The organism is Desulfosediminicola flagellatus (assembly GCF_005116655.2).
GTDB lineage: Bacteria > Desulfobacterota > Desulfobulbia > Desulfobulbales > Desulfocapsaceae > Desulfopila > Desulfopila flagellata.
This window is the reverse complement of record NZ_CP050698.1, coordinates 831,838-856,189: the sequence shown is the minus strand read 5'-3', so window position 1 is coordinate 856,189 and position 24,352 is coordinate 831,838. Positions and strand designations below refer to the sequence as shown.

Sequence of the window (24,352 nt, the reverse complement as noted above, 5' to 3'; positions counted from 1 at the left end):
GTTGGCCGATTTTGCTGCTATGCTCACGTACTACTCTTTCCAAAGTACAGGTAGAAAGAGTGGATTATTCTTAGGCAATCTCAACAACTAAGAATCGCCCACTCTTTCAGCCATCTATTCACAATCGGACCTTATAGGTTCAAAAATCTCATTTCATTATTACTACCTGCCAGGTTCTGAGTAATCTATTCTCAGGTTGCCTCAGTGGGATGACTACACAATGACTGTTGCTTAAAACATGAATACAATCGCTTCACGCATATTTTTTGACAAAAACGACTATCACCTTCTTCAAATTGTAGATGACGTCCTTGAGAGGGGCCCCAGATCCAGAGCATTCCGTTCGTTGCTTATTGAATACATGCACCCCCACGGAATTAAAGAGTTGGCGGCACCAAGGGGCTTACGGATAGCATATGCAGTTGTGAGTCTGCTTGGCTCTTTTGAGAAAGGTATGGCACGCGACCGCCTGAAGGCTTTGCGCTCTTTGCGTGATGAGGTGTTCCTGTCCTCGTCGGGGTACTATCGTAAAAATACAGCCAGAGTATTGTTGCAAATCATGAAGGAGCTTGTGCGAACTCGCGACAACGAGATGCGCAGGCTAAAATTGGCGCATGATTTCAGAATGGTTTCCACCGGAAATCCCAGATTGATACGTAAAGAACTTGCTAGCTATCATCTGGTGGAAATGCCTGAGCAGTGGAACCAGCTCGCTTTTGACGACCACGTACACGACGCCAATACTAAGGGAAGGAAATCTCCTACCCACCTTATCATGGACGCCTGGATTAAAGGTATCCGTAATCTGACTGTCGTTTACTACAATTATGTTCAACCTGATGTGATTGAGGAACTACTCGAAGCCGGTAAGATTCTTGATATCACCGTACGAGTCGGTATAGAAATCTCCACACGGTTCAGGGATAAATATATCAAGTTCACCTGGGAACCTGACGGCTTTCCCGACAACGCTACCTTCCTCAATTTTCTCGACAAAGAAGGTGTCAAAGCATTCATGAGGGAGGGGCGCGAAGTCTCACAATACCAGCAAAAATATGTCTTCGATGTATTTGAGATGTTCAACAGTAAACACAGATTACAATTGAACAGGGAACTCGGCCTTTCCCTACCCGCTCTGGTATGTAATGACTTCCTCGCATTTGTCGGTAAAGGGCAGCCATCAATACTTCACCTGGCACGGTTCATTCACAACACAGTCTCAGATCGTATTGAGTTGTATTCTCATTCAAAGAATAGCAACAAAGAGACTCTGGAAAAAGTCGAGCTAGAAAAGATCCGTCAAGTGACTATTGAATCGATAATCGCAGATTATCTCATTCCTTCACGGAATCCTGAAGTGCATGATCCTACCGTCCCCCAGGATAGCCCGGAACTTCCCCAGCTTTTACATTGCGGTTTAAACGAAATACTCAAAAGACTGATATCGCTGCACCCCAGTTCAAATTTCACCCTGAATCTCAGCAACCTTTCTGCTCAGGATACGCTTGAACTCCTCTATGCAGGTGACGGTATGTTCACTCATATCGAGGCATATAATCTTAAAGATGCAAGCCGGGGCATGAGTGACGGAGTCTCTATTGACACAACTGTTTTAAAGGGTGGAACAGTCCAGGGGAAGAGTCCTGATGCTCATTACGACCTGATCAGCAAACTGCAAAAAGCATTGAACGACGATAATGTTATCAGTCTGAAGAATGTGATACGAAATATTATTCTGGATCATGAAGAGCATCAACTCAGAATAAAAGAGCAAGTAAAGACCACTACTGCGGGTAAAAAAAAATCTGTTTCGATGAACGCAGAACTTTCGTTTCTGCAGGAACGTAAACTCCAGCTGATTGACATTTTGTCACATTTGGAATCGTTCCACTACAGTTACCGAAAAAGGACCCTCAAGTCACGTATCGGCTCAGGCTCAACAGGCCAGGCGGAGCATTGCTACGGTATGGGCTTTGTCGTAATAGATACCTTACCAGCACGGGCTCGAAACAAATTTTTCAGTAAACAGGGAACTGAAGGAAGAACGCTTATTCCTGTAAGTGCCCTGATAACAAAAAACTGCCAAACTCAGGTGAAGCGTGTTCAAGGGAAAGCTGCGAGTGGATTTTTTTCGCGTAGGACAGGAGTAAAGCGATGGGTGAATTGGAAACTCGATAGCCTTATTCTGCATGGTGGTAAACGTGGCAACATCGGCACTCTCGGAGGACTCAGCAAACAGGTTGGCTGCGGTATTGAGGTACGCGGCAAGCAGGAACCTGAATCAATTGGCGAACCATGGAAATATCTTAACACCAACACTAAAAATATGGCGAAGGTGTTGCTTGGTTTTATCCCTGCGTTTCTCACTTTCTTCCTCACCAAGGACTGGTGGGTTCTTTCATATTTGGGAGCTGTTATCTGGTTCGGTATTACCGGCTCGCGTAATATCATCCAGTCGGTACTCGGAGGAGGCGGTCTGCGCCGTTCTCCACTGTTACCATGGAACTCACTTGTCAGTTGGAGCAGGATATCTGACTCTTTGCTGTATACAGGCTTTTCAGTACCGCTTCTTGATTATATCGTAAAGACCCTGCTGCTTGATCGCACACTGGGTGTTACGACCTCTACAAACCCGGTACTGTTGTATGCGGTAATGGGGTTGGCAAATGGTATCTACATCTCCAGCCATAATGCTGTTAGAGGGTTACCTAAAGGTGCGACAGTTGGCAATTTCTTTCGTTCCATCCTGGCCATTCCAATGGCCATCCTGCTTAACACAGCCATTGGTACTTTGCTGGGGATGGCAGGTGTCCCTGATACGACAACGATTCTCCAAAAATGGGCAGCAATCATTTCAAAATTCGCATCGGACTGTGTTGCTGCGGTGATTGAGGGTGTAGCCGATCGTCAGGCAAACATTACCGCAAGGCTGACCGGCTATCGTACAAAGGTTACCCAGCTATTTTCAGTGTTTTCTCGATTAGATCTGCTCTTCCCGGAAGAAGATGTCCTCGCCATACTTCAATCTCCAAAAATAATGATGAAGACACTCAGCCGGGAAGCACAGGACCTGGAGCGGCTTATCATAGTCAATGCGCTGGATCTTATGTATTTCTGGATGTATCAGCCGAGGTCCCGCAAGGCGTTAACAATCATTCTCCAGGAGATGTCCAAGGAGGAGTGGCTGATTTTCTACCGTTCCCAACTCATCCTGACTCGCTATCGAGAAATCAGCCAGGTCTTTGTGGACGGCCTGGTCGGTAAGCATTTTTCCAAAGCACTTTCTTTTTACCTCGACCAATCAAATCAATATTTGGTGGATATGAAAAAGCTGAAGGAAAAATGTATAGCAGACTGTCAGAAATAGACCGAAAATATTTGAATAGTGTGTTTTACTCGCACTTTTCTTTACGACGACCTTCCGTATTGTCCCGCAATTCAGTAGGATTGAGTTATAATATTGCGAGGTACATATGGCGGGAAAAAACACACACAATACACACCAGGCTTCAGAGCTGAAAGCTCTGCGGAAACGTATAGCAGAACTTGAGGATGAGATAAAAACATCAAAGCTGTCTCAGGCCGGGGAGCAACCTGCCGATGCAGAAAAGAGGTCCTGGTCAGGGGATTATCTCTACTCTCTGCTGCGCAGTATTCCCGATTTGATCTGGCTGAAAGACCCAAACGGTGTTTTTCTCACTTGCAATTCGACATTCGAGAAATTTTTCGGTGCACAAGAATCAGAAATCGTAGGAAAAACCGACTACGATTTTGTTTCTGAGGAACTGGCAGATTTTTTCCGGGCCAATGACCTGAAGGCCATGAAATCCGACAAGCCAAGCATCAATGAAGAATGGCTAACCTTCTCCGAAGATGGCTATCGGGGTCTTTTTGAAACCATCAAGACGCCGATGCGCGACCGGGACGGTCGCCTCATCGGGGTTCTTGGCATCGCCAGGGATATAACGGACAGAAAGCGGACAGAGGCTCAGCTAATTGAGATGAAGGACAAGGCTGAGACCGCCAGCAAAGTTAAATCCGAATTCCTGGCCAACATGAGCCATGAAATACGTACCCCGCTAAACGGTGCTCTCGCCATGCTGCAACTGCTCCAAACCACATCGCTGAGCGGGCAGCAGTCTGAATACCTCCAGGCTGTGAAAACCTCACTGCATCGTCTCAACCGGCTACTTGCCGACATTCTCGATATCGCCAGGATTGAGGCGGGAAAGCTCAAGATTGAGTCAGCAGAGTTCCAGGTAAAAAATCTGGAAAAGGCCATTCTCGAGCTCTTCAACCAGGCGGCGAAAGCAAGAGGAAATACCCTGGAGTTTGTCTGGTCAGGGAAATTCCCGGAAATAATCATCGGTGACGAAGCCCGGTTGCGGCAAATCCTCTTCAATCTGGTCGGCAATGCCGTCAAATTCACCGAAGATGGTCGTATTACCATCGAGGTCTCGTTCTGGCCTTGCAGTGATAGCTCCCGCATCTATATGCACATTGCTGTCAGTGATACTGGAATCGGCATTACCGATGAACAGATCAATGACGTCGTTGAACCGTTCGTGCAGGCAGAAGAAAAATATACCCGCCGATTCCAGGGCGTCGGCCTCGGACTTTCCATTGTCCGCAAGCTTGTTCACCTGATGCACGGCGAACTGGCTATCGACAACGGTAACAAGGCCGGCACAGTCATGTATATCTCCCTTCCTTTCACGGTTACGGCCAAGGGGCATATCGAGGCAAGACAGGCCTCCGAAAGCGTTGCCACTGAGCAAATCCGCAACCTGAAAATCCTCCTGGCGGAAGATGAAGGGATAAGTTCGTTCGCTGCCAAGATGCTGCTGGAAAAATCAGGTCATGCAGTTACCTGCGTACAGAACGGTCTTGAAGTTATCCAGCTGCTCTCCACAGAAGACTTTGACCTCATTTTCATGGACATCCAGATGCCGCTGATGGACGGTGTTGAAGCAACCAGAAAGATACGGTCCTCTAAAGAGCTTGGGCGCAAGTCGGAAATCCCCATCATTGCAATGACCGCTTATTCCATGATTGGCGACAGGGAAAATTTCCTTGCCGCTGGAATGAACGATTATGTTGCCAAGCCGATTAGCATGAAGGAAATCAACGAGGTACTCGTGCGCCTCCAAACACCCCTACAGCACGATTCAGACACTGGGTGATACTTATTAATTGCTTTTCAGGAAATCCTCAAAATACTCTTTCCTGTCTCATGCTCTCTATCAAAACATATTGTGTTCTCCAGTTAAATATGTGGATAAGAACAACATCTATGTCGATATAGTATTACCTTGAGCTTCTGGAATTCCGGTTATTATAAGCTTGTGAAGGCTGTTATTCTCACCATTGCTGAGGAAAGATATGAGGTGGCTTATAACCAAGGCGTTACTGTTTCTCATGGTGATAATGACAAGCGGCTGCACTATTCAGCCCAATCCCCTGTTCCCTCCCCTAAAAGATGAGCAGACCAGGTCAATATTTCTGGTAAATCACGGCTGGCATGCAGGGATTGTTATACGACGTATCGATATCCGCCAGCCAGAATGGCCAAGCCTCAACATATTCACGCATATGGATTACCTGGAGATTGGCTGGGGAGATAAAGACTATTACACCTCTCCCGATCCTGGACCGGGACTTGCCGTCAAAGCCCTGCTATTGCCCACGTCAAGTGTATTACACCTGGTCGGTTTTCGCGGTCCACCAAAGAGTTATTTCCCACACAATGAGATGATCAGGATAGAGCTTTCCGTGCCTGGATTCGAGCAAATGATTCACCAAATCTCAAAAAGTTTCTCGCGAGACAAGTCAGGCACGGCAGTCCGTTTGGGCCCGGGAAATTACGGTTACAGTTGGTTCTATGCATCTGAGGAAACATATCACCTTTGCAAGACATGTAACACGTGGTCAGCAACTATCCTTCAGACTGCAGGTTGCCCAATCACCCATGCATCTACAGTGAATAGCCTAATGTCGCAGGCACGCCGCTTCGGGAAGGTAATACTGGAAAAATGACCCCCATCAGGGGACTACTCATGAAGACAGGTAACACTAACTGCGGGGTTCGTGGAAATAACCGGCTGGATTCAGCGAGTCCGGCGGAACGCATGGTTATTGGTTTATATAATTTATTGATTTATTTTCAGGCAGATAACCAAAGATCTTAAACCCATTCCCTGTCCTTTCACCTGGCACATTTATCTGTTTTAATATTTTCAATACTGCTTCATCTTGCTCTTTAGATGAAATTTTTATTTCAACCCATTTGATTGTTTGATATCCACCAATTCTAAAATGATAGAACCATTCGCCATCCCATTCTGAGATATATTCGTTTTCAGTGTGACATGTACGCCATCGAGGTGATAATGAATTAAGATTGTACATTCCCATTCTTAATTCTTCCCACTTAGTATTGTTCATTATCCCGATCATTGTTTTTGGTTTCATCGAATAACGCTGAATTCAGCGGAATATGGAGCCGTCAGCCTTAATAACAGGTTATATTTTGATCTTATCTTAATATCAAAATTGAATATCGTACTCTTTCAGGATTTTTTCAACAACGCCCTGTTCTTTAAGTATCCATAATCCATTATTGAAATCATCAAGCTTCTTTACCCAGTCCCCTTTTGCATTTTTCATAATTCCGTTTCGGAGAGGAATTTTTTGTAAAGTTACAAGCCATTCTATTTCATTTTCCTCGCCTTGTTTTTTTAGAAGGTATGCGCCAAGATTTTTATCAACAAGGACTAATCTTATCCTATTAGCTAAAAGTTTTTCCATGTTTTGAAGGTCTTTTGTTACTTGCTCGGTCTTTATACCAGTCTGAACAAAACTTTCAGGATTGATATATCCATGCACAGTTCCAACTACAACATTTTTTTCTTTTAAATCTGCATAATTTTTAAAAACAAGTTTATCATACTTTCTTTTATATAATCCAACTTCATTTTCAAGTATCCCATCGGTATAAGCTGTCCAACTTTCCCGTTCCGTATTTAACCACCATACGCCCACAATCATGTCGAAGATACCTTTCTTACCTTCATTCAGACATCTTAACCACGGAAGAAATTTTACTTCGGCGTCATATCCGGCCTCTTTGAGCGCAAGAACAGTGATCTTGATAAAGGGTCCGAAATCAGCCATATTCTCACCGTAATAGGGCTCATAACTGTTGGTACAAATACGTATTTGTTCATTTGCATATGATTGCAATGAACATGTTATGACACTAATAACTGTTAAATAAAAAAATAGTCGTTTCATAGATGCTTCTTTCAAACTCTAACGACCAAGCTCACACAACGAACACCGCATCATGTTTCTTGGTCGGGCGAAGCGCCTTGTTAGCACTTGCTTGTGAAGTAATTGACCAACAATTGTTCCCATTCACCGATGAAAGCCTCATATTTCTCCTTGGAAAAACCAGCAATAAATTCGTTGCCAGTGGCTGACAACCCGATGTATTCATAGGTTACCTGCACCTTGGTAAGAGACTTTTTTAGCTCTGAACATTGAACCTCAATAACCCCAAGTTTTTCTTTTGGCTCTACCTTGTAGAATTGAATCAAATATTTTTCTGGCTCATACCGCTTTACCACCCATACAGCATCAGACGTAGCATGATCGTGACTTTTAGTGACAAACACATAATCTTCGTGAATTTCGGTGCTTCCCATTATGTTTTCATAATCCCAGCCGGGAACCCAAAGCATTTCGCCTTCGGCACTGAATAACGGGAAAAGTACGTTAACAGGCTCCTGAATTTCGAACGAAGTTGTATGTTTTACTCTGCTCATAATAACTGTTGTATCCTTTGCGCTAACTACACGCTCACACGCCTGGAACCTGCCAGGATGGGAAAAAGGCAGCACGCCTCAATTTTGCACAAACTCTCGAAAAAAAATACAGGGTTCCCAGGTCGCATGAAGCGCATGGTTAACTGGTGCCTCCTCCTTCATCTTACTCTGCACGTAACATTCATTTCTGGTGCACGGGATAGTGTTTGATATACCACACAATAACGCTCTGTTAGTTTGATCAAGGAGTTTAACTGCTCTTGCTCTGTGTCACTTTCTATATCGAACAGAAGACGAATACTCTTAAAACCCACCGGGGCTTCCCTGGTGACTGCGAGAGTACCTCGAAAATCCAGATCCCCCTCAGCACTAATCGTGGCATCTTTGAGATCCACCCCGATTGCGGTAGCTACTGCTCTCAAAGTTACTCCTGCACAAGCGACTAATGCCTCCAATAACATATCTCCTGAACAGAGGGAGAGTCCATCCCCTCCTGTAGCCGGATGTAGTCCAGCCTCGACAAGGGCCTTCCCCGTTTCAACCTTGCAGGTGATTCCTTCACCGATTCGTCCTTTGGCTCTAAGGGTTACGATTGCGGTCTCTGGTTTATCTTTATACTTTTGCTTCAATGGGGACTGAAGCGTCTTGAGTTCTTCTGCATTCATAACGGCCTCTCAATAGTATTTACTTTGAACAAGAAACCTTCTGATTCTTTCTCAGCGAACGTTGTTTTTCAGAGGTGCTCGCATTTTTCTACACTGCAAAAGCCGTGTTAGCTTCCGTCTGTGCACTATAATCACTGTTTGGACTCAATTGTGATTAGGAACGCCTCACACTCTGCAAGGAAATCTTCAAATACGCTGTGAGCAAAGAAACCTTTTTTCACAAAAGCAGGTAAATGATTCCGGAATAGAGCATCTGGCCAGAGCCATTCTTCTGTGGTGGCTCGAACGGCCTTAGCGATCACATTAATCTCGATGTCTAGTCCAGCAGAGCAGAGTAACCCGGGAAGATACATTAACAACCATCAACCACAACCTCGATTCACGCTTCCCTCTTGCAGATCACATGTTTCCAGACTATCGCTCTGTAAATCTTTAAATGTCGCAAATATTGTCCCGCAATTTTAGTGCACTGCGAGGCACGAATAAAGGAGCATAGCAGCGATATGTAACTGAATGAGAAACGAAGTCAGTTTGCTAAAATGGCGAACAAGATCAGATAGGTAAAAATTTACAAATCACTGGGATGCCGGTGGTGGAACACAGGGTTCTAACTATAACTTAATGTGAAAACATATACATAAAGCGCCTTCGCATCGCAAATAACGAGCAGCAACACTGGCAGCAAAAAGCATGGCGACGTAGGAGCGGCGCTTTTTGCTGCCAGTGTGAATGCGATTGTTAGGCTTATTGCTTCCCGGACATCAGCTGCTCCATAATGGCACTGAAGTCGAAGGTGGAGGCCTTCTGCACGGGCGGGTAATCCATCAGCGACTGCACGTGTTCGCCGAGCAGGTGCTGGATTGGTTCGTTGACCCACTGTTTGGCTTGAAGAACCTGCGAGCGGTCGCCGATCTCGTCAAAGGACTCGAAGGGGTCCATGCGGATGTTGAACATCAACGGGAATTTCTGCTTCACGTAGGGCGCGTAGTAGTTCTCGCTGGTTTCGAAGTGGAGTTTCCACTGCTTGTAGCGAATCGCCCTGACCGTGGACTCGTGGTAGTAGATGAAATTGTCTCGAGCGCTTTCTTCAGTCTTGCCAAGCCAGTAGTCGAGGTTGTTGACGCCGTCAATGTACTGCTTACGCTCGATCTTCATCTTCTCGGCGACATTGGGCTCGCCGGCCACCGCCGCGAGGGTGGTGAAAATATCCATGTGGGACTGGATGCCATCGAGTTCCCTGCCAGCAGGAATATGGCCGGGCCAGCGGATCATCATCGGAACGCGTACACCGCCCTCAAAGGTTGTCATCTTTTCACCGCGGAAGGGTGTGGTGCCGCCGTGGAGCTTGGCACTGTGCTCGGGGCCGTTGTCGGTGGAGTAGATGATTATGGTGTCGTCCATGACGCCGAGCTTCTCCAGGCCGTCGAGCAGCTCGCCGACCTGCATGTCATGTTCGATCATACCGCTGCCGTAGGCGTCGTGCTCGGTGGTAATGTCAGCGGCGAGATACTTGTGCTCGTCACTGAGGCGGGTGTACATGTGCATCCGGCATGGGTTGAACCAGACGAAGAAGGGCTTGTCCGCCTCCTTCGCGCGTTTGATGAAGTCGAGGCTGGCCTCGATGAACTCCTCGTCCATAGTCTCCATCCTCTTCTTTCCAAGTTGACCGGTATCCTCGATCTTCTGCTTGCCAACTTTGCCGAAGCGGTGGTCGACCGTGGGATCGTCCGTATCGGTGGCCCAAGTGTGGAGCACGCCGCGGGTACCGAATTTCTTAAAGTATTCGGGATCCTTTGGGTAGTCGCGCTGCTCGAACTCCTCCTGAGTGTTCAGGTGATAGAGGTTACCGAAGAACTCGTCGAAGCCATGCACCGTCGGCAGGTGCTCGTTGCGGTCGCCAAGGTGATTCTTGCCGAATTGGCCGGTCGCATAGCCAAGCGGCTTGAGCACCTCGGCAAGAGTCGGCGTTTCCGGCTTGAGCCCAAGTTCCGCGCCCGGACGCCCGACCGTAGTCATGCCGCTGCGGATCGGATATTGCCCGGTGATCAACGCCGCCCGCCCGGCGGTGCAGGAGGGTTGGGCGTAATGATCGGTAAACAACGCTCCCTCCTTGGCAATTCGGTCGATGTGGGGAGTCCGGTAGCCCATGGTGCCATGACTGTAGGCACTGACATTTTCCCAGCCCACATCATCCGGGAAGATGATGAGGATGTTGGGTTTGTCCTGTGCGATGGCCGATGTAATTAGTGCGCAGAAAATCGCAAATAATATTGCAATAGTTGCTGTTGTTTTCATGGTATCACTCCTCCTTTTCAGTTATGGGGCTAATGAAATCTTAGGGCTAACACCAGCTTCAGCCGCGCTGTTTAGGCGTCAGCTGGAAGCACTTGTTATGTGGCTTTATGCTTATGACGGCAAAGTCTCCATCATAGGAATTTTATGAAGATCTTTATCCCAATTTGCTTTGCTGGAAATACAAATGTGGGCGGTAGGAGTGATGTAGATATCACAATCAAGGCTTCCAGCAGGAACCACCAGAAGTTCACCTCCCATTTGAATATTTGGAAGTGCGGATCCACACATTGAGCAAAAGGATTTGTTGTGTTGTGTTGAAGGCAAAGTAAAATTTGTTATTTTATCCTCTCCTGATATCCATTTCAACTTGGCAGAAGAAGAAAAAAGATTGGCCCCATGAGCCGAACCTGTATCTTTTCGACACCGGCTACAATGACAAAGATAGAAATTGTCAAAATCGCCTTCTATTTCGAAAGTGATTTCACCACAAAGGCATGATCCTGATTGTGTACACATAGATCTAACTCCTCATGATTGTGAATTATATAGCGTTGGTTCACATTACGATAAGTTCTCCAGCCTGAGGCGCGTAGTGGCCTTGGTCTGGTGAAACACCTGGTTATGCATGTTTAAATGGAATTTGACAGGCTGGCTTTAAACAAAAAGAAGCCAGGCATTAGTTTTTTATGCTGAAATTCAGAAAACCCAGTTTTTTTAAACAGGTCGATAATTTGCTCTGGTGTTGGTAATGGGCCACATCCCTCTGTCATTGAAGACCAAAGATTCATTAATTGAATTGACGGCTCATTTGTTGGACATAAGGTTGTTAAGACCAAATGCCCACCTGGATTTACCAAATCTTTTAATTTGCGAAGGACGTCGATTCTTTCATTAACAGGGAAATAGTAAATAAGATTAAAAAAAGTAATAATGTCGTACTTGTTTTCACTGGTGAAGTCTCGTATGTCATTGGTCTCAATTTCTACTCTGTCTGATATTTGCCAAACAGTTACATTATCTCTCGCAAAATCAGCTACTTTCTCCTGTAGCTCTAATCCAAGTGCATTCAAGTTTGGGTTGCGATCACAGGCACGTTTGATATAAATGCCCGAGCCACATCCGACTTCCAAAAGAGAGCATTCTCCTGTTTGTGGTATTATTTCATCAACAATATCTAACAGAAAAGGTTCGACAGTTCTGGATGATCGGGCAAACAATTCTCCATAGGATTGGCTAAACTCAAACTTCTCATGCCTTTTCAGTTGGGATGGTGTGTTGATGATGTAATTGTGAAATATCTCTACACGAGCTTGAAAAAAGGCTTTCCATGTATCATTTGCTGGTTTCAATAATTCTTTAGCAAACTTACCCTTAATACTATAGCGGTTTTGATTTCTTTTCAGTTCTCCCAGTGACACACCCAAATCAAGCCATGCTAGAAGCCCTTCTTTATTGAAATCCGTATCAATTGCTTTTTGAAGGTCCTCACAACTTGCTGGCCCTTTAGCAAGAACATCGTATATCCCTTCGGAAAGAGCTGTTGAAATGAATCCTGCTCTGCAAAATTCTCTACCTGTCTTGTTGATATGGTATAGCAGAGACAAAGGTGATTTTAGTATGAATTTTATCATTTTAGGGCTGCCATTGTTCCATCCGATAGATTCTACATTTTATCCTTAAGCATAACGCTTGGGCTGACAGGTGCGCAGGCGCTTTTCCCGCCCATCCTTGTCTAGCCCGCTGTTATCCTCAATAGTGAAAAATCAATTAGGTGCACTATTTCCACATTTCCCCCAGGCTTCTGCAATAATATGATTTTTATCAAAAAATTGATTTCGCACTTTTTCATCAACCTGATTAAGTGGACAGGCAAAATTCATACATTGTGAACACATGAAATATATCAATGTCATAAAAAAGCCTACGGTTGTAATCGAATAAACAAGCAGCAGAAATATCTGTTTGCTAAGAATTAAAAATGTCAAAGGATAACCCCAAACAATAGCAAAACCAGCAAAAAAAATTGTTTTTTCAATAATTGACATGGGGCCAGGTCTATATTTCCATAATTTGAGAGATCCGTAATTTGCCCAACATTTTAATGACGTTAAAGACTCGGCATAATGAGGGCAGTGGGAACACATAACACGAATTTCAATCAATCCAAAAAAAGCAACCACGAAGATTATCCAAGGTATCAATAACCAGCTGTTCATATAGTAGATCCCAGCGCCACCAAGCAGAAAAGGAGGAAATGCAATGAAAAGGAAATATATCCAATCTTTTAAACTGAAATGGCAATGAAGATCATTATTGATAGCGCAATCATCACAAGAATCTGATTCACATGTTGCTATTGGGTTTTCAGGATCTAAAAACATCATGATAACAACCCCACTATATTTTGGGGATAACTTGAAGGGTAATCGGTCGAGTAGCCCGGGATATGACTTCAACTGCCTCTTGTAGAAGCGACCATAGTACTGAATCCAGCCCTGAATCATTGCCTTCTCCTACTCACTCACCACCATGGCTCTTTACCACAGCAGCAGTAGGTGATTTGATCCCAAATCCTTTAATCCGAGACCGAAGGGCCCTCCTTCATCTTTCATAAAGTTACAGAAAGCTGGTATCACTTTCCTTCCTGGCACACGGGAGCTTCAGTGAGTCCGCTGGAACGGTTTGTTCAGCTTTAAGTTTTAGTCAACCTCTGGATATTTTTCTTCCATACATTCAGGACAGATGCTATGGCTAATATCGGCTTCTGTGTGTTCTTCGATATAATGGTCAACTTGAGTCCAATACCCCTGGTCATCTCGTATTTTTTTACAAAAAGAGCACAAAGGCAAAATTCCCCTTAACTGTTTCAATTCAGCTTGAGTTTGTTTTAACTGAGTAATATCTACAATGCAACCGACCCAAGTGACATTACCTTCTGGTGATTTTGAAGCTGGTTTAGAGCGAAACCTTATCCATCTAATCTCTTTAGTTGGCACGATGATTCTTGCCTCTGTTGTAAAATATGAATCATCTATTGTTTCTCTATCTTCTTTTTCAAATCTATCAGTATCTTCTTCATGTGTGATTTCAAGGAAACTTGATACGTCTTTATTGATGAAACGATTTGATGGATAACCTAAGATGTCTTTAGAATTTGGTGATATATAAGTAATTCTATTAGTACCATCCCGATTTTGAATATACTCATATAGAACAGCAGGCATTATATTTAATAAGAAATCCAATGTTTCTTCATTTGGTCTCATCCTACTCACCAAAAATTATATAGATTTTATATTCAAATGCTGAATCATTGATTACCAGGTCACATTGCCCTATCGTGATATTAAGCTATTCTATTGAACAATGTCCTACCTTGACAATCAAGTAGGTTGTCTTTCAGAACTTCACTATAGATGACCTATGAAGGTATTGTAGATGACCAACAGAAGAAATGCAAAAATACGTTAGGCAACATATATGATACTACGACACTATCGTTCACATGTTGACATGACTCAATCATTATTTTAACCATGGATAAATCAAAGATACTTCTCCTAGGCACCAATTTTACAATGTTCAGGACACATCTCCGACTGTAGGTGTACAGGAATAACCCTCAACTGACTGTCTGGTGAGAAATAATAACCTTCGTAATGGCAATTGCAATTATAGTACTCCGGTTAAGCAGAGACGCATTAGCACCTTTCGCTTAACCGGATTTTAGCAAATTGGGGTTCGGTAATTGACTCTCCTTACCGTCCAGCTATTCCTGCAACGCAACAGTGACTTTCTCTATTTCGCCGGTGAACTTAAAGGGGGTTTTATAGTCTTCACTAACCGGTGTTCCCGTGTCTTCGCCTATATCGAGGGTTTCATCCAGTGATAAGCGAATTGGGATTGTTTTTTCAACTCGGCCAGTTGCCACGGATTTACCATCTACCAGTAATTCAACATCGGCGGGTTTTCCTGCCCCTCCACCGGAATAGTGAAACTTCACAAGCAAGGTATGTTCTCCTGGAGACAGGGCATCCTCACCGCGCAGGTCGGTACGTTTGAGGTTAAGGTAGTTGTATGTGAACGCTGGCTTTCCATCAAGGACGAAGAGGCTGATCCCATTAAAGCGGCCTCCCTGGGTTATGATAAGCCCCTCAGCACCTTCTTTGGGGATCTCTACTTGTGCTTCAATTTGCCACGACTGGTTTTTCAGATCGGGCGAACTCCCCTCTGGAATTCTGATCATCCCGTCATAAAAGGTGAAGGTTTTGCGGCCCTCAGTGTAGCTGGGACGGTTGCTAACATCAAAGCGTGGAATGTTGCTGTCGTCCAGTGGCAGGACATTATATTTGGTTGCTTCGACAAGGAATTGGTCTTTTAGGGCTTGGAGTTTTTCAGGATACTCTGCAGCAAGGTTCACTGATTGACTGAAATCTTCAGCCACATTATAGAGCTCCCACTCGTATTCTGTATGCGCGTTTTTGGATGGCTCAGAAGGCAGCCATGGAGCAATTTTGGGCGTCGTGCTCGCCATCCAGCCATCATGATAGATTGCACGGCGAGCGTAAATTTCGAAGTATTGCGTTGTTCTCGTCGATGGAGCGGCTGCATCATCGAATGTATAAACCATGCTTACTCCCTCAATGGGCTTTTGATCGAATCCATCAACCTTTACAGGTGCTGGAATCCCGGTTGCTTCAAGTACCGTCGGCAAAATGTCAATGACATGATGAAACTGTGTACGCAGTCCTCCTTTGTCTTTAATCCGTTTAGGCCAGGATATAGCCATCCCGTTACGAGTGCCCCCAAAGTGCGAAGCTACGAGTTTCGTCCATTGAAACGGCGTTGCCATAGCATGTGCCCAACCGGCCGGTTTGTGGTTGAAGTACATAGGGCCACCCAATCCGTCAACTGCCTTCTTTATATCGTCAAAGTCTTCAATTACACCATTGAAAATGGTCATTTCATTGAGCATGCCTTGAGCGCCGCCCTCACCACTGGGGCCATTGTCACCCATAATATATATGATCATTGTGTTATCCATGCGACCGGTCTCTTCGAGGGCATCGAGAAAACGATTGATTTGGTGGTCGCAGTGCGCAAGGGCGCCAGCATAAACTTCCATCATCCGGGCAAACACTTTCTTTCGCTCGGGATCTAAAGAGTCCCATGCCGGTAGATCCTTCGGGCGCTCCGTGAATTGTGCAGAAGCTGGGATAACGCCCAAACGCTTCTGGCGGTTGAAAATTTCCTCACGCATTGCGTCCCAACCATTGTCAAAACGGCCTTTAAACTTATCGATCCACTCTTTCGGCGCGTGATGTGGTGCATGAGAGGTACCCGGAACATAGTAGAAGAAGAAAGGCTTCTGAGGTGCCATTGCGTGAAGAAGGCGAAGCCTCTTAATAGCCTGGTCTGCGAGGTCTACGTCAAAATGGTAATCAGGATCATCATGGGGTGGTTCAATCGGGGTAGTATTTTCGAATATAGCAGGTGCCCATTGATTGGCATCGCCACCGAGGAACCCGTAGAAGTATTCGAAACCGAGTCCGGAAGGCCACAAATCGTAGGGTCCTGCCTGACTGTTCTGCCAGTCAGGCACGTTGTGGTTCTTTCCGAACCAGGCAGTGTTGTAGCCGTTGTATTTGAGGATTTCACCGATACCGGCAAGTTTTTTGGAAACAAGGGTGTTGTAACCGGGATATCCTACTCCCATCTCCATAATTGATCCTGTCCCGGCGGTGTGATGGTTCCGACCGGTAAGTAATGCAGCACGGGTTGGCGAGCACTGGGCTGTTGTGTGAAAGGCGTTGTAGCGTATCCCAGCCTCTGCCAACCGGTCAAAAGCGGGGGTGGGAATCGGACCTCCGAACACCTCTGAGGCTGAAAAACCCACGTCATCCGGCATTATGATGACTATATTTGGTGCTCCCTCTGGTGCTTCAATCTGGCGTGGAAAATCCTTTACCGAATCGGCTGGTGTTAGTCCAATCTTGCCTCTGAAAATTTGTTCAGGTATCGGCAGGATAGTTCGATCAAACTCGTTATCCGCAGCAGCAGTCTGCGAAATCAGCAGGGTTGCAAGGAGAGCAGGTAACAGCTTTATTCTCTTGGTGTACTTCATGAGCTTCCTCCTTTAAACAAACATGAACAGATTTTAAGTGAGTATTGCAGTTAGATATTGGATGCGTTCAGACCCTAACATTATAACTGCTGGCATAATACAACTACAAGTAGATAATAATTAATTAATTATCAGTATTATATGTGATTTTTTTAACGTGTACGTTCGACAGGTTATGACTCCATTACTGCTATCATAGAATATTTTATTCCATGACAAAATGGTGCACTTCTGAATGGATATAAGAATTGGCAGTCTTAACCAATAACAAGATCATCGTGTTAAAGATTCTTCCTGTTAAGGTCGCTTTCGGCAGACCGATAGACGGAGTTTGCCGAGGTGGAAACGGTTTTGAAGGGATACAGGAAGAAGCTTAATCTGGGCACTATGTTTTGGTTAATCTTACCAAAGCACACAATAGACTAATCACACAAAGGTAGAGTCCATTTTGTTATGCCAATTCATATGGTCCTGTATTGGTGTCAAATATTATTGCATAATATCAAAAGGTTTATCCAGGACACTTCGTACTAGATTGGCAAATTCTGTTTTGACAATTGGTTTAAAGGCAAATCCATTAATACCATATTTTCTGGCAGTCTCTTTTGTAATTCTATTGCTATACCCTGTACACAAGATAACCGGCACATCCGGAGCAATGGCTCGTATTTTTTCTACTAACTTATCTCCTGTCATATTCGGCATCGTTATATCGCTAATCACCAAATCAAAGCTTTCAGCTTTAAAGCGAAATAGCTCCAATGCCTCAATACTGCTTGTTCTGGAAGTCACTTCATAACCCAAACTTTCAAGCATCCTCGCACCCATTTTCACTATGGCAGCTTCATCATCGACAAACAAAATCCGTTCGTTGCCCATTGGGATCAACTCTGATTCATGGCTGAATTCTAAGTTACGTTTACTGACGATGGGTAGATATACAATAAAAGATGTCCCCACTCCAAGGGTGCTTTCCACGAAAATTTTACCGCCATATTTTTCAACAATGCCGTGCACCAGGGAAAGCCCAAGACCAGTCCCTTCCCCTTGGGCCTTAGTGGTGAAGTAAGGTTCAAAAATCTGTTTGATATATTCCGGCGAAATACCAACGCCATTATCAGATATTTTTAATTTTATATAGCTCCCAAACTCTAAACCAAAATCCACTCCTAAGTCAGGATTGGTACTAGTAATATCAATATCTTGTAGATTTACATCAAGGATACCCTGCTCGTCTTTCATGGCATGGATTGCATTTGTTGCTAAGTTCATAACCACCTGATGAATCATGGTAGGGTTACCCAGAATGAGAGAATTGCTCTTAAGACTGTGTTTTACTTCAATGGTCGTGGGGATTGAAGACCTTAGAAACTTGATTACTTCCTTAACTAAAAGAGCAACCTCAAGTGGACTTTGTTCTTCATTTGACTGCCTGGCAAAAGCAAGAATCTGCGCGACAAGATCCTTGGCTCGAATTCCTGCCAAATAGACTTCCTGCAAATCGCTGCCAATTCCAGATCCTGGTTTAACTTGACTCTTCGCAAGTTCAGTAAAACCCAGTATAGCAGTTAGAATATTGTTAAAATCATGGGCAATCCCTCCGGCCAGGGTACCTATTGATTCCATTTTCTGGGCCTGGAGTAGCTGTGCCTGCAGTTTCTTCCGATCTTCTCCCTCTTCCAGACGTTTGGTGACATCCCGTATCAGACCAATGTATCCGACCTCTGCCCCCTTAGCGTCTAACATATAAAACACACTGGTTTCACCTGTAAAAACGGATCCGCCCTCTTTTTGAAAATGAGTAATGTGTAAAAATCCAGTATCATCTTTATGTTCTTTGATTGATACACCCATACGTCGGAATTCTTCTTCATCTTCATAAAGGGCAAGCGTTTGTTTTCCAAGTACCTCCTCTTTCTGATAACCAAAAAGATCTATAAATGCTTGATTACAGTCGATTATTGTCCTGGTACCATCTGCCACCACTATTGCGTCGCGGATACTGTTGAAAAGGTCCTGGTATCGTTTCTCGCTAAACTGTATTGCTTTTTCAGCACGTTTGTTGCGCACGGTAATATCTCTAATATTGCATTGAATTACACTTGCCTTGTCGACAAAATACAATTCTGCATTCACAGATTTACCAGACTTGGTTTGAAGCATAACATTATTGAAATGAATAACCCTTTGATCGTCCAACGCTCTGAGTATCTCCTTTATATCAAACACATCATGCACTACGCCAATTTTGTGGAGATTTTTTCCGACACATTCCTCTTTGGAATAACCCAAAATTCTCTCAACAGATGTATTAATATCGGAGATATTTCCATCGTCCTTATTGAGAAGCAATATACCGTCATCTGCTGTTTCAAAAAGTCGCCTGAAGCGTTCTTCAGAATCTATCAACAACTCTTCTAACAGCATGCGTTTGGTGATGTCCTCAATAGCCAGGAGGATGAGTTTTTTCTTGTCCGTCCTCTGCTCAATCTGTCGGGCATTCAACAACATTGTACGCCTGCCGATAATATTGAAATCGTGCACTACTTCAAAGTTATCGAAAGAGCTTTCATTTGGTAAAATATCTTCAAGCAGTTCTCGCAGCCGGGGGATATCCCACTGTTTACTGCCAAGTTCGTAAATTAGTCGACCCACAGTTTCTTCAGGTTTTACCTTATAGACGGTATAGAAAGAAGGGCTTGCTAAGATAACCTTCAAATCTGAATCCAGCACTAATAGGGGTTCACGTATTGTCTTTATGATATCTTTCCAGATGTCGTCTATCAGAATGTCAGCCATTGTGGCCTCCTCTTAAATATGTGACCTTGATTCCTATTAATTGCGTGAGGGGTAAGTTGGGATAGGTTTGCTTTGAAAAATTAGCCCTCTTAAACATCATAGCAACTCTAGACTGCTTCCTGTTAGCTTAATATCAACAATCGACGGTTTGAAATCTAACATTGCCATAAAGAAGCTTATCAATGTGGCATTATACTCCCACGAGGGAGACTTCTCGTTAGGGTTCAGAACGAAAGCTATTTCCTGAAATTCACTTTTCACGATATTCGGAAGAACTGAACCGCTACGCGGAAAAAGCCATATCCTGTTCAAGTCTGAAACAGCCCTTCTATCGAGCTATCGATTCCTGAGAATGTGCCAGCCTGTCAGTGGAAATCTTCACCCTATGGATTGCTGTTTTCTCAAATATCAGAGAGGATAGATTGTTTCTCTGCCTGGAGAATGTTACGGTTGCCGAACCGACTCAAGAAAACTGTTGGGCAGACCTGGATTATTTCGAGAAGTCTGACAGATCTACAGAAGCATAAATGGCTAGAAGAGGAGCAGACTATGAAAATGCTTGATGCTGGCGGAATTAAGGAAATTATATATGGCAGTATTGTTGCTGCAATATGTTTCGGTGCTCCCGTATTTATGAAATATATGTTTCCTGAACCTACGGCAATACACGGTGTGGTTGATGAAATGCCATTTCTCGGTTGTCTGGTTATTGGTTTAACAATTATACGATTGTTGCATCGTAAGAAAAATCTCCAAAAAGAAGTATAGAATAAATAGCGTGCTTAGATGTGGCCTGCTCGCATGCATGTTATATCGATACAAGCATGCTGCACCCGGAATAACCCCAAGGTCAAGTTCTTATAGAAGCATCATTCCCACCAGAGAATGAAATTGACCTCTATCGGTACCGAGGCATCCGCATGATATGGTATTACTCTCGGAGTGTCGTCCTGCGCCGATCGCTGATTTGATACAACAGCGTGATATTGATAGCCGACATCAGACTCTAAGAACTTCTCACCACGATCCATGGATATACGGGCGGAAACTATCTACACCTGGCCGCTTCAACAGCATCTAAACCCTCGACAGAAGAGACCTTGATTATCTGGATTTCAATTGGTTTTAACAGGAGGCCTTTTATACCAAGTAAAACACTGAAAGTGTCAGACCTCAGATGAAGATTCAGATATGTCCGACTCTTCCATTCAGAAATCAGGTTAAAGATATTGTTATCTTCAATATCACGATAGATACCGTAACTGAGAAGTCCATTTCTGTTTGCCGGTGGCTCCATCATCGAGAGAAGCGTTTGCATAACTTCTTTCTGCTTCTCCGGCAGGGTATTTAAAGTTGTTCTAACGATGATCATTGTTTTTGAGATTCCTTATCCTGGGCAGTTCTGGAAAATGATGGAAGAATGACAACCTACAGTTCTCCTTCATGTGTGGAGATATCATCCTGAAGCGAGTCCTGTAATTTACCCCAGGCTGCCCTACCCTTCTTATTCAACCTGTGACCAGGCCGGCCACGGGTGTTCTCCTGATGTCGACTCAACTCACGTAAGGAAGTTTTTCCCTCGTCGATTCTCTGCTCAACGGCCTTAATACGGTCTGTATCTCTTGCTCGTATTCCAGTTGTGTTGCTATTGATTTTTGCCTCTAATTGAGCCAGTCTGGCCTCGTCTAACTTGATATCTGCTACAAGTCTTTTCCTATAGGCTTCTTTTTCGCTCATTGGATCCTCCTTGCGAGATTGAATAGATCTGTTGTGCACTTGGTATTTGCTCATGACTCAACGATCTCGCGCTGTTTTCAAAATAACTGAACCGTGAAGTGTTCTCTTGGGTTCATCACGACTGTGGGATACTGACATCATCTTTAGTAGACAACTTGAGAAACACACCAGTAACTTGTAATTTGCAAGCCTCATGCCATGAACATGGTGTCTGTGCTCATCGCCCACGACCAATCGGTATTTATACGAATATTTATCAACATTGCCTGCACCATATATTTAACCGAACCGATACAATCCGGGTCACATATGGCCAAGTGGTCATATGTGACCAATAAATACTCACCGGCAACATCAGGAAGCTTCCTCTAGGTTGCTTCAGTTGAGTGTTTCACGTCATCGTACTGTTGCATATGATCAATCTTGTAGAAAAAAGAAATTTCCCATACTATTCCAAGAAGATTGAGAAATGTTTCTGCCTGAAACTGCTTGTAGAATCATACATTCCAAGGAAAGCGGGAAACATGTGAGCAAAACAACACCTGACAACCAGATAACTCTCCTAACCGCCAGCAGTGTATATTTTTCTACAATGATAGGGGCACTTGATAAAGCGCAGCAGGATATTTATCTTGAGAGCTATATATTTAAAAACGACACAACAGGCCGTAATGTTGCTGCATCCCTGTGTAGAGCTGCCTTGCGTGGAGTCAAAACGCACCTGCTGATCGATGGCTTCGGCTCGAACCGTCTGCCGAATAGCATGGTTGACGAACTTGTGGAGGCTGGGGTACTTGTCCTGAAATTCCAACCCCAAATTTCACCTTGGACGTTCCGACGCAGGAGATTACGACGCTTGCACCGGAAAATAGTGGTGGTTGATGCAAAGATAGCCTTTGTCGGAGGTTTGAATATTAGTGACGACAGAACATCGCCTCATTTCGATTTCGCCGTGAAAGTAGAAGGACCACTGGTAAAAGCAATATATACGTCGTGTTGTCGGGTTTGGTCTCTGGTAGCCAGGATCAACTTACGCCCAGGTTGGTCCCGATCAAAAAACAGAACAATCCCCCCTCTGCAATCCAGAGGAAATATCCGTGCGACATTCCTGGTGCGGGACAACTTTCGCCATCGTCGTGACATTGAAAATGCCTATCTCCAGGCAATTGATGCAGCCCATAACGAAATCATCATTGCAAATCCCTATTTTTTACCCGGACTGAATTTTCGGCATGCACTCTCTGCCGCTGCCAGGCGCGGTGTCCGGGTAGTTTTGCTGTTGCAGGGTAGAGCGGATCATCGTTTGTTCCAGTTTGCCTCGCGAGCTCTTTATGGAAGTTTCCTCGATGCGGAAATTGAGATATATGAATATCACAAAAGCTTCCTGCATGCCAAAGTTGCTGTAATTGATAACTATTGGGCAACTGTTGGTTCCTCGAATCTCGACCCTTTCAGTCTGTTACTTGCTCTTGAGGCGAATATCGTTGTTTATGATCAGAACTTTGCCATAGCATTAAAGGATGAGCTGGACCAGGCCATAACGATAGGTGCGAGACGCTTCTCCGAAAACAGCTGGAGATCACAGCCTTTGCGACTGCGCCTGGCCTGCTGGCTCAGTTACGGGTTGGTGCGCTTTATGGTCGGAGTAGCAGGATATGCACCTGATAACAAGAAAAAAAAAGAAACATCCCAATAGGTCAAACCTATAGATTCACATTCTATCTCTCCCTCTCATTACTAATCAATCAACTGTAAAATGATTACCAAATGGTCATATGTGACCAGCGGTCACATATGACCGCTAGACTCAATTTACCTGACCACTGCCCCCCCCCACCGGCAATATCATTTCCCATTAATCTTCAAACATATACACCAGCTTATTTTTAAAATCCTAAACTGGTACTAAATTTGCATAAGAATAACCATCGACCCAGCTTCGTGACGAAGAATAGATAAAGAACTCTTGGGAAGCATTGTGGGTACGAATTCAAAAGTATGAATAAGGAGTAAGGTAATGGGAGACAAAGGTGGCAGGAAAAGTAAGGAAAAAAGTCAAAAACAAAATAACGCGAAGAACAAGCAGATGAAAAGAGACAAACTGGATAAGCAGCAAAGAGGACAGTCCTTACCCGATCTCATTTCCAAAAATGCTGATAATAGAAAATAGCATGTGCTAATGCACCTTGGATTTTTAGCACATTGTCAGTTAGTGAGGTTGAAAATGCAGCATTAATACATCCAAATATTAACCATATTATATAGTAGTTTTCGTGAATGGAGGGAGCAAACAATGGAGAAAGGTGACATCGTCATCGCTAACCAGGCTGATAGCAGATCAAGAGATTTTGTCCGATCTTACGGTATTGTTCAGGAAATGACCAAATCAGGCAATGTCATTATCAAAATGGCAGATGGTTCTGTGATCAAGAGGCAGTTCAACTCAATTGCCGTATACATTCAACCACCATCAAACTGGCAGGAGTTGTTCGAGCAACAACAGGTTGTATGCTCTCAGCCTAAGCAGAAAATGATGGTTCGTAACACATCTAAGCATAAGCAACAGAATTGATACGAGGACATCGCGTCTCTTTTTTCAACCTTCCTCACCTCGGGCTCTCTACAAGCATCATAGTCCATCATCACAGGTCATATACAACCAGATGATCAAATATGACCTGCAACAGATGGCTTTGAGTTCTCTTCCAACATTACCGATTTGATATTTTTTCACATCAAATCAGCTCAATAGAAATCGCTTTTCACGACAAGGATTCCTGGCGCAATACTTGCAAAATCAAGATTGATTATCTCGCAAAAAGTTCGATATCCAAGGCGTAGTAGATCGGGCTTTGTACGAGTTCATCAAGACTGAATCGACAGTCGCCGAGGATTTGAGGCACGGT

Annotated in this window: 21 protein-coding genes; 8 read left to right on the top strand and 13 right to left on the bottom strand. The window is 44.2% G+C overall.

Features of this window, described 5'->3' with window-relative positions; genetic code table 11:
- The first annotated feature begins 238 nt into the window (after positions 1–238).
- From FCL46_RS03600 to FCL46_RS03590, 3 genes are all read left to right on the top strand, one after another.
- The gene (locus FCL46_RS03600) at positions 239–3,367 is read left to right on the top strand and encodes a hypothetical protein (protein ID WP_136810072.1); all 3,129 of its coding nucleotides are present in this window, start codon (positions 239–241) and stop codon (positions 3,365–3,367) included.
- Between the two features lie 106 nt (positions 3,368–3,473).
- A complete protein-coding gene (locus FCL46_RS03595) occupies positions 3,474–5,183 on the top strand; it encodes an ATP-binding protein (RefSeq protein ID WP_136810073.1) in 1,710 nt (569 codons plus the stop codon).
- A gap of 199 nt (positions 5,184–5,382) precedes the next feature.
- Positions 5,383–6,036 carry a DUF2459 domain-containing protein gene (locus tag FCL46_RS03590; RefSeq protein WP_136810074.1) on the top strand — a complete coding sequence of 218 codons (654 nt, stop codon included), beginning with the start codon at positions 5,383–5,385 and terminating at the stop codon, positions 6,034–6,036.
- A 96-nt stretch (positions 6,037–6,132) separates the two neighbouring features.
- Here FCL46_RS03590 and FCL46_RS03585 read toward each other — a convergent pair whose 3' ends face one another.
- The 10 genes from FCL46_RS03585 to FCL46_RS03540 all read right to left on the bottom strand — a co-directional run bounded on the left by FCL46_RS03585 (position 6,133) and on the right by FCL46_RS03540 (position 16,910).
- Positions 6,133–6,444 carry a DUF6678 family protein gene (locus FCL46_RS03585; RefSeq protein WP_217909559.1) on the bottom strand — a complete coding sequence of 104 codons (312 nt, stop codon included), beginning with the start codon at positions 6,442–6,444 and terminating at the stop codon, positions 6,133–6,135.
- Between the two features lie 102 nt (positions 6,445–6,546).
- Positions 6,547–7,173 carry a substrate-binding periplasmic protein gene (locus FCL46_RS03580; protein ID WP_167506051.1) on the bottom strand — a complete coding sequence of 209 codons (627 nt, stop codon included), beginning with the start codon at positions 7,171–7,173 and terminating at the stop codon, positions 6,547–6,549.
- Between the two features lie 200 nt (positions 7,174–7,373).
- Complete coding sequence (locus FCL46_RS03575) at positions 7,374–7,826, bottom strand: hypothetical protein (RefSeq protein WP_136810076.1); 453 nt, start codon at positions 7,824–7,826, stop codon at positions 7,374–7,376.
- Positions 7,827–7,984: 158 nt separating this feature from the next.
- Entirely contained in the window at positions 7,985–8,491 is a 507-nt protein-coding gene (locus tag FCL46_RS03570; protein ID WP_136810077.1) for an OsmC family protein, read from the bottom strand.
- A 744-nt stretch (positions 8,492–9,235) separates the two neighbouring features.
- Positions 9,236–10,786, bottom strand: a complete 1,551-nt coding sequence (locus tag FCL46_RS03565; RefSeq protein ID WP_136810078.1) for an arylsulfatase — start codon at positions 10,784–10,786, stop codon at positions 9,236–9,238.
- Between the two features lie 111 nt (positions 10,787–10,897).
- Positions 10,898–11,302, bottom strand: coding sequence for a GFA family protein (locus FCL46_RS03560; RefSeq protein ID WP_136810079.1), 405 nt, complete (start codon positions 11,300–11,302; stop codon positions 10,898–10,900).
- Between the two features lie 113 nt (positions 11,303–11,415).
- Positions 11,416–12,417, bottom strand: a complete 1,002-nt coding sequence (locus FCL46_RS03555; RefSeq protein WP_136810080.1) for a class I SAM-dependent methyltransferase — start codon at positions 12,415–12,417, stop codon at positions 11,416–11,418.
- A gap of 132 nt (positions 12,418–12,549) precedes the next feature.
- A complete protein-coding gene (locus FCL46_RS03550) occupies positions 12,550–13,290 on the bottom strand; it encodes a hypothetical protein (RefSeq protein ID WP_136810081.1) in 741 nt (246 codons plus the stop codon).
- Positions 13,291–13,485: 195 nt separating this feature from the next.
- The gene (locus FCL46_RS03545; RefSeq protein WP_136810082.1) at positions 13,486–14,052 is read right to left on the bottom strand and encodes a PAS domain-containing protein; all 567 of its coding nucleotides are present in this window, start codon (positions 14,050–14,052) and stop codon (positions 13,486–13,488) included.
- A gap of 503 nt (positions 14,053–14,555) precedes the next feature.
- Positions 14,556–16,910: an arylsulfatase gene (locus FCL46_RS03540; protein WP_136810083.1), complete on the bottom strand. Its 2,355-nt coding sequence runs from the start codon at positions 16,908–16,910 to the stop codon at positions 14,556–14,558.
- A gap of 248 nt (positions 16,911–17,158) precedes the next feature.
- On the opposite strand from FCL46_RS03540, the gene FCL46_RS28415 reads away from it, so the two are divergent.
- Positions 17,159–17,287 carry a hypothetical protein gene (locus FCL46_RS28415; RefSeq protein WP_267313674.1) on the top strand — a complete coding sequence of 43 codons (129 nt, stop codon included), beginning with the start codon at positions 17,159–17,161 and terminating at the stop codon, positions 17,285–17,287.
- Positions 17,288–17,399: 112 nt separating this feature from the next.
- Here FCL46_RS28415 and FCL46_RS03535 read toward each other — a convergent pair whose 3' ends face one another.
- Positions 17,400–19,643 carry a PAS domain-containing hybrid sensor histidine kinase/response regulator gene (locus FCL46_RS03535; RefSeq protein WP_176371583.1) on the bottom strand — a complete coding sequence of 748 codons (2,244 nt, stop codon included), beginning with the start codon at positions 19,641–19,643 and terminating at the stop codon, positions 17,400–17,402.
- Between the two features lie 516 nt (positions 19,644–20,159).
- On the opposite strand from FCL46_RS03535, the gene FCL46_RS03530 reads away from it, so the two are divergent.
- Positions 20,160–20,477 carry a hypothetical protein gene (locus tag FCL46_RS03530; protein ID WP_136810085.1) on the top strand — a complete coding sequence of 106 codons (318 nt, stop codon included), beginning with the start codon at positions 20,160–20,162 and terminating at the stop codon, positions 20,475–20,477.
- Positions 20,478–20,757: 280 nt separating this feature from the next.
- Here FCL46_RS03530 and FCL46_RS03525 read toward each other — a convergent pair whose 3' ends face one another.
- A complete protein-coding gene (locus FCL46_RS03525) occupies positions 20,758–21,081 on the bottom strand; it encodes a putative quinol monooxygenase (RefSeq protein WP_136810086.1) in 324 nt (107 codons plus the stop codon).
- Between the two features lie 56 nt (positions 21,082–21,137).
- A complete protein-coding gene (locus tag FCL46_RS03520; protein WP_136810087.1) occupies positions 21,138–21,446 on the bottom strand; it encodes a hypothetical protein in 309 nt (102 codons plus the stop codon).
- Between the two features lie 526 nt (positions 21,447–21,972).
- On the opposite strand from FCL46_RS03520, the gene clsB reads away from it, so the two are divergent.
- The 3 genes from clsB to FCL46_RS03505 all read left to right on the top strand — a co-directional run bounded on the left by clsB (position 21,973) and on the right by FCL46_RS03505 (position 24,018).
- Positions 21,973–23,142, top strand: a complete 1,170-nt coding sequence (clsB, locus tag FCL46_RS03515) for a cardiolipin synthase ClsB (RefSeq protein WP_228723319.1) — start codon at positions 21,973–21,975, stop codon at positions 23,140–23,142.
- A 321-nt stretch (positions 23,143–23,463) separates the two neighbouring features.
- On the top strand, positions 23,464–23,616 hold the full coding sequence (locus FCL46_RS03510) for a hypothetical protein (protein ID WP_153307147.1): 153 nt from the start codon (positions 23,464–23,466) through the stop codon (positions 23,614–23,616).
- Between the two features lie 123 nt (positions 23,617–23,739).
- Positions 23,740–24,018 carry a hypothetical protein gene (locus FCL46_RS03505; RefSeq protein WP_136810089.1) on the top strand — a complete coding sequence of 93 codons (279 nt, stop codon included), beginning with the start codon at positions 23,740–23,742 and terminating at the stop codon, positions 24,016–24,018.
- The last annotated feature ends 334 nt before the right edge of the window (positions 24,019–24,352 follow it).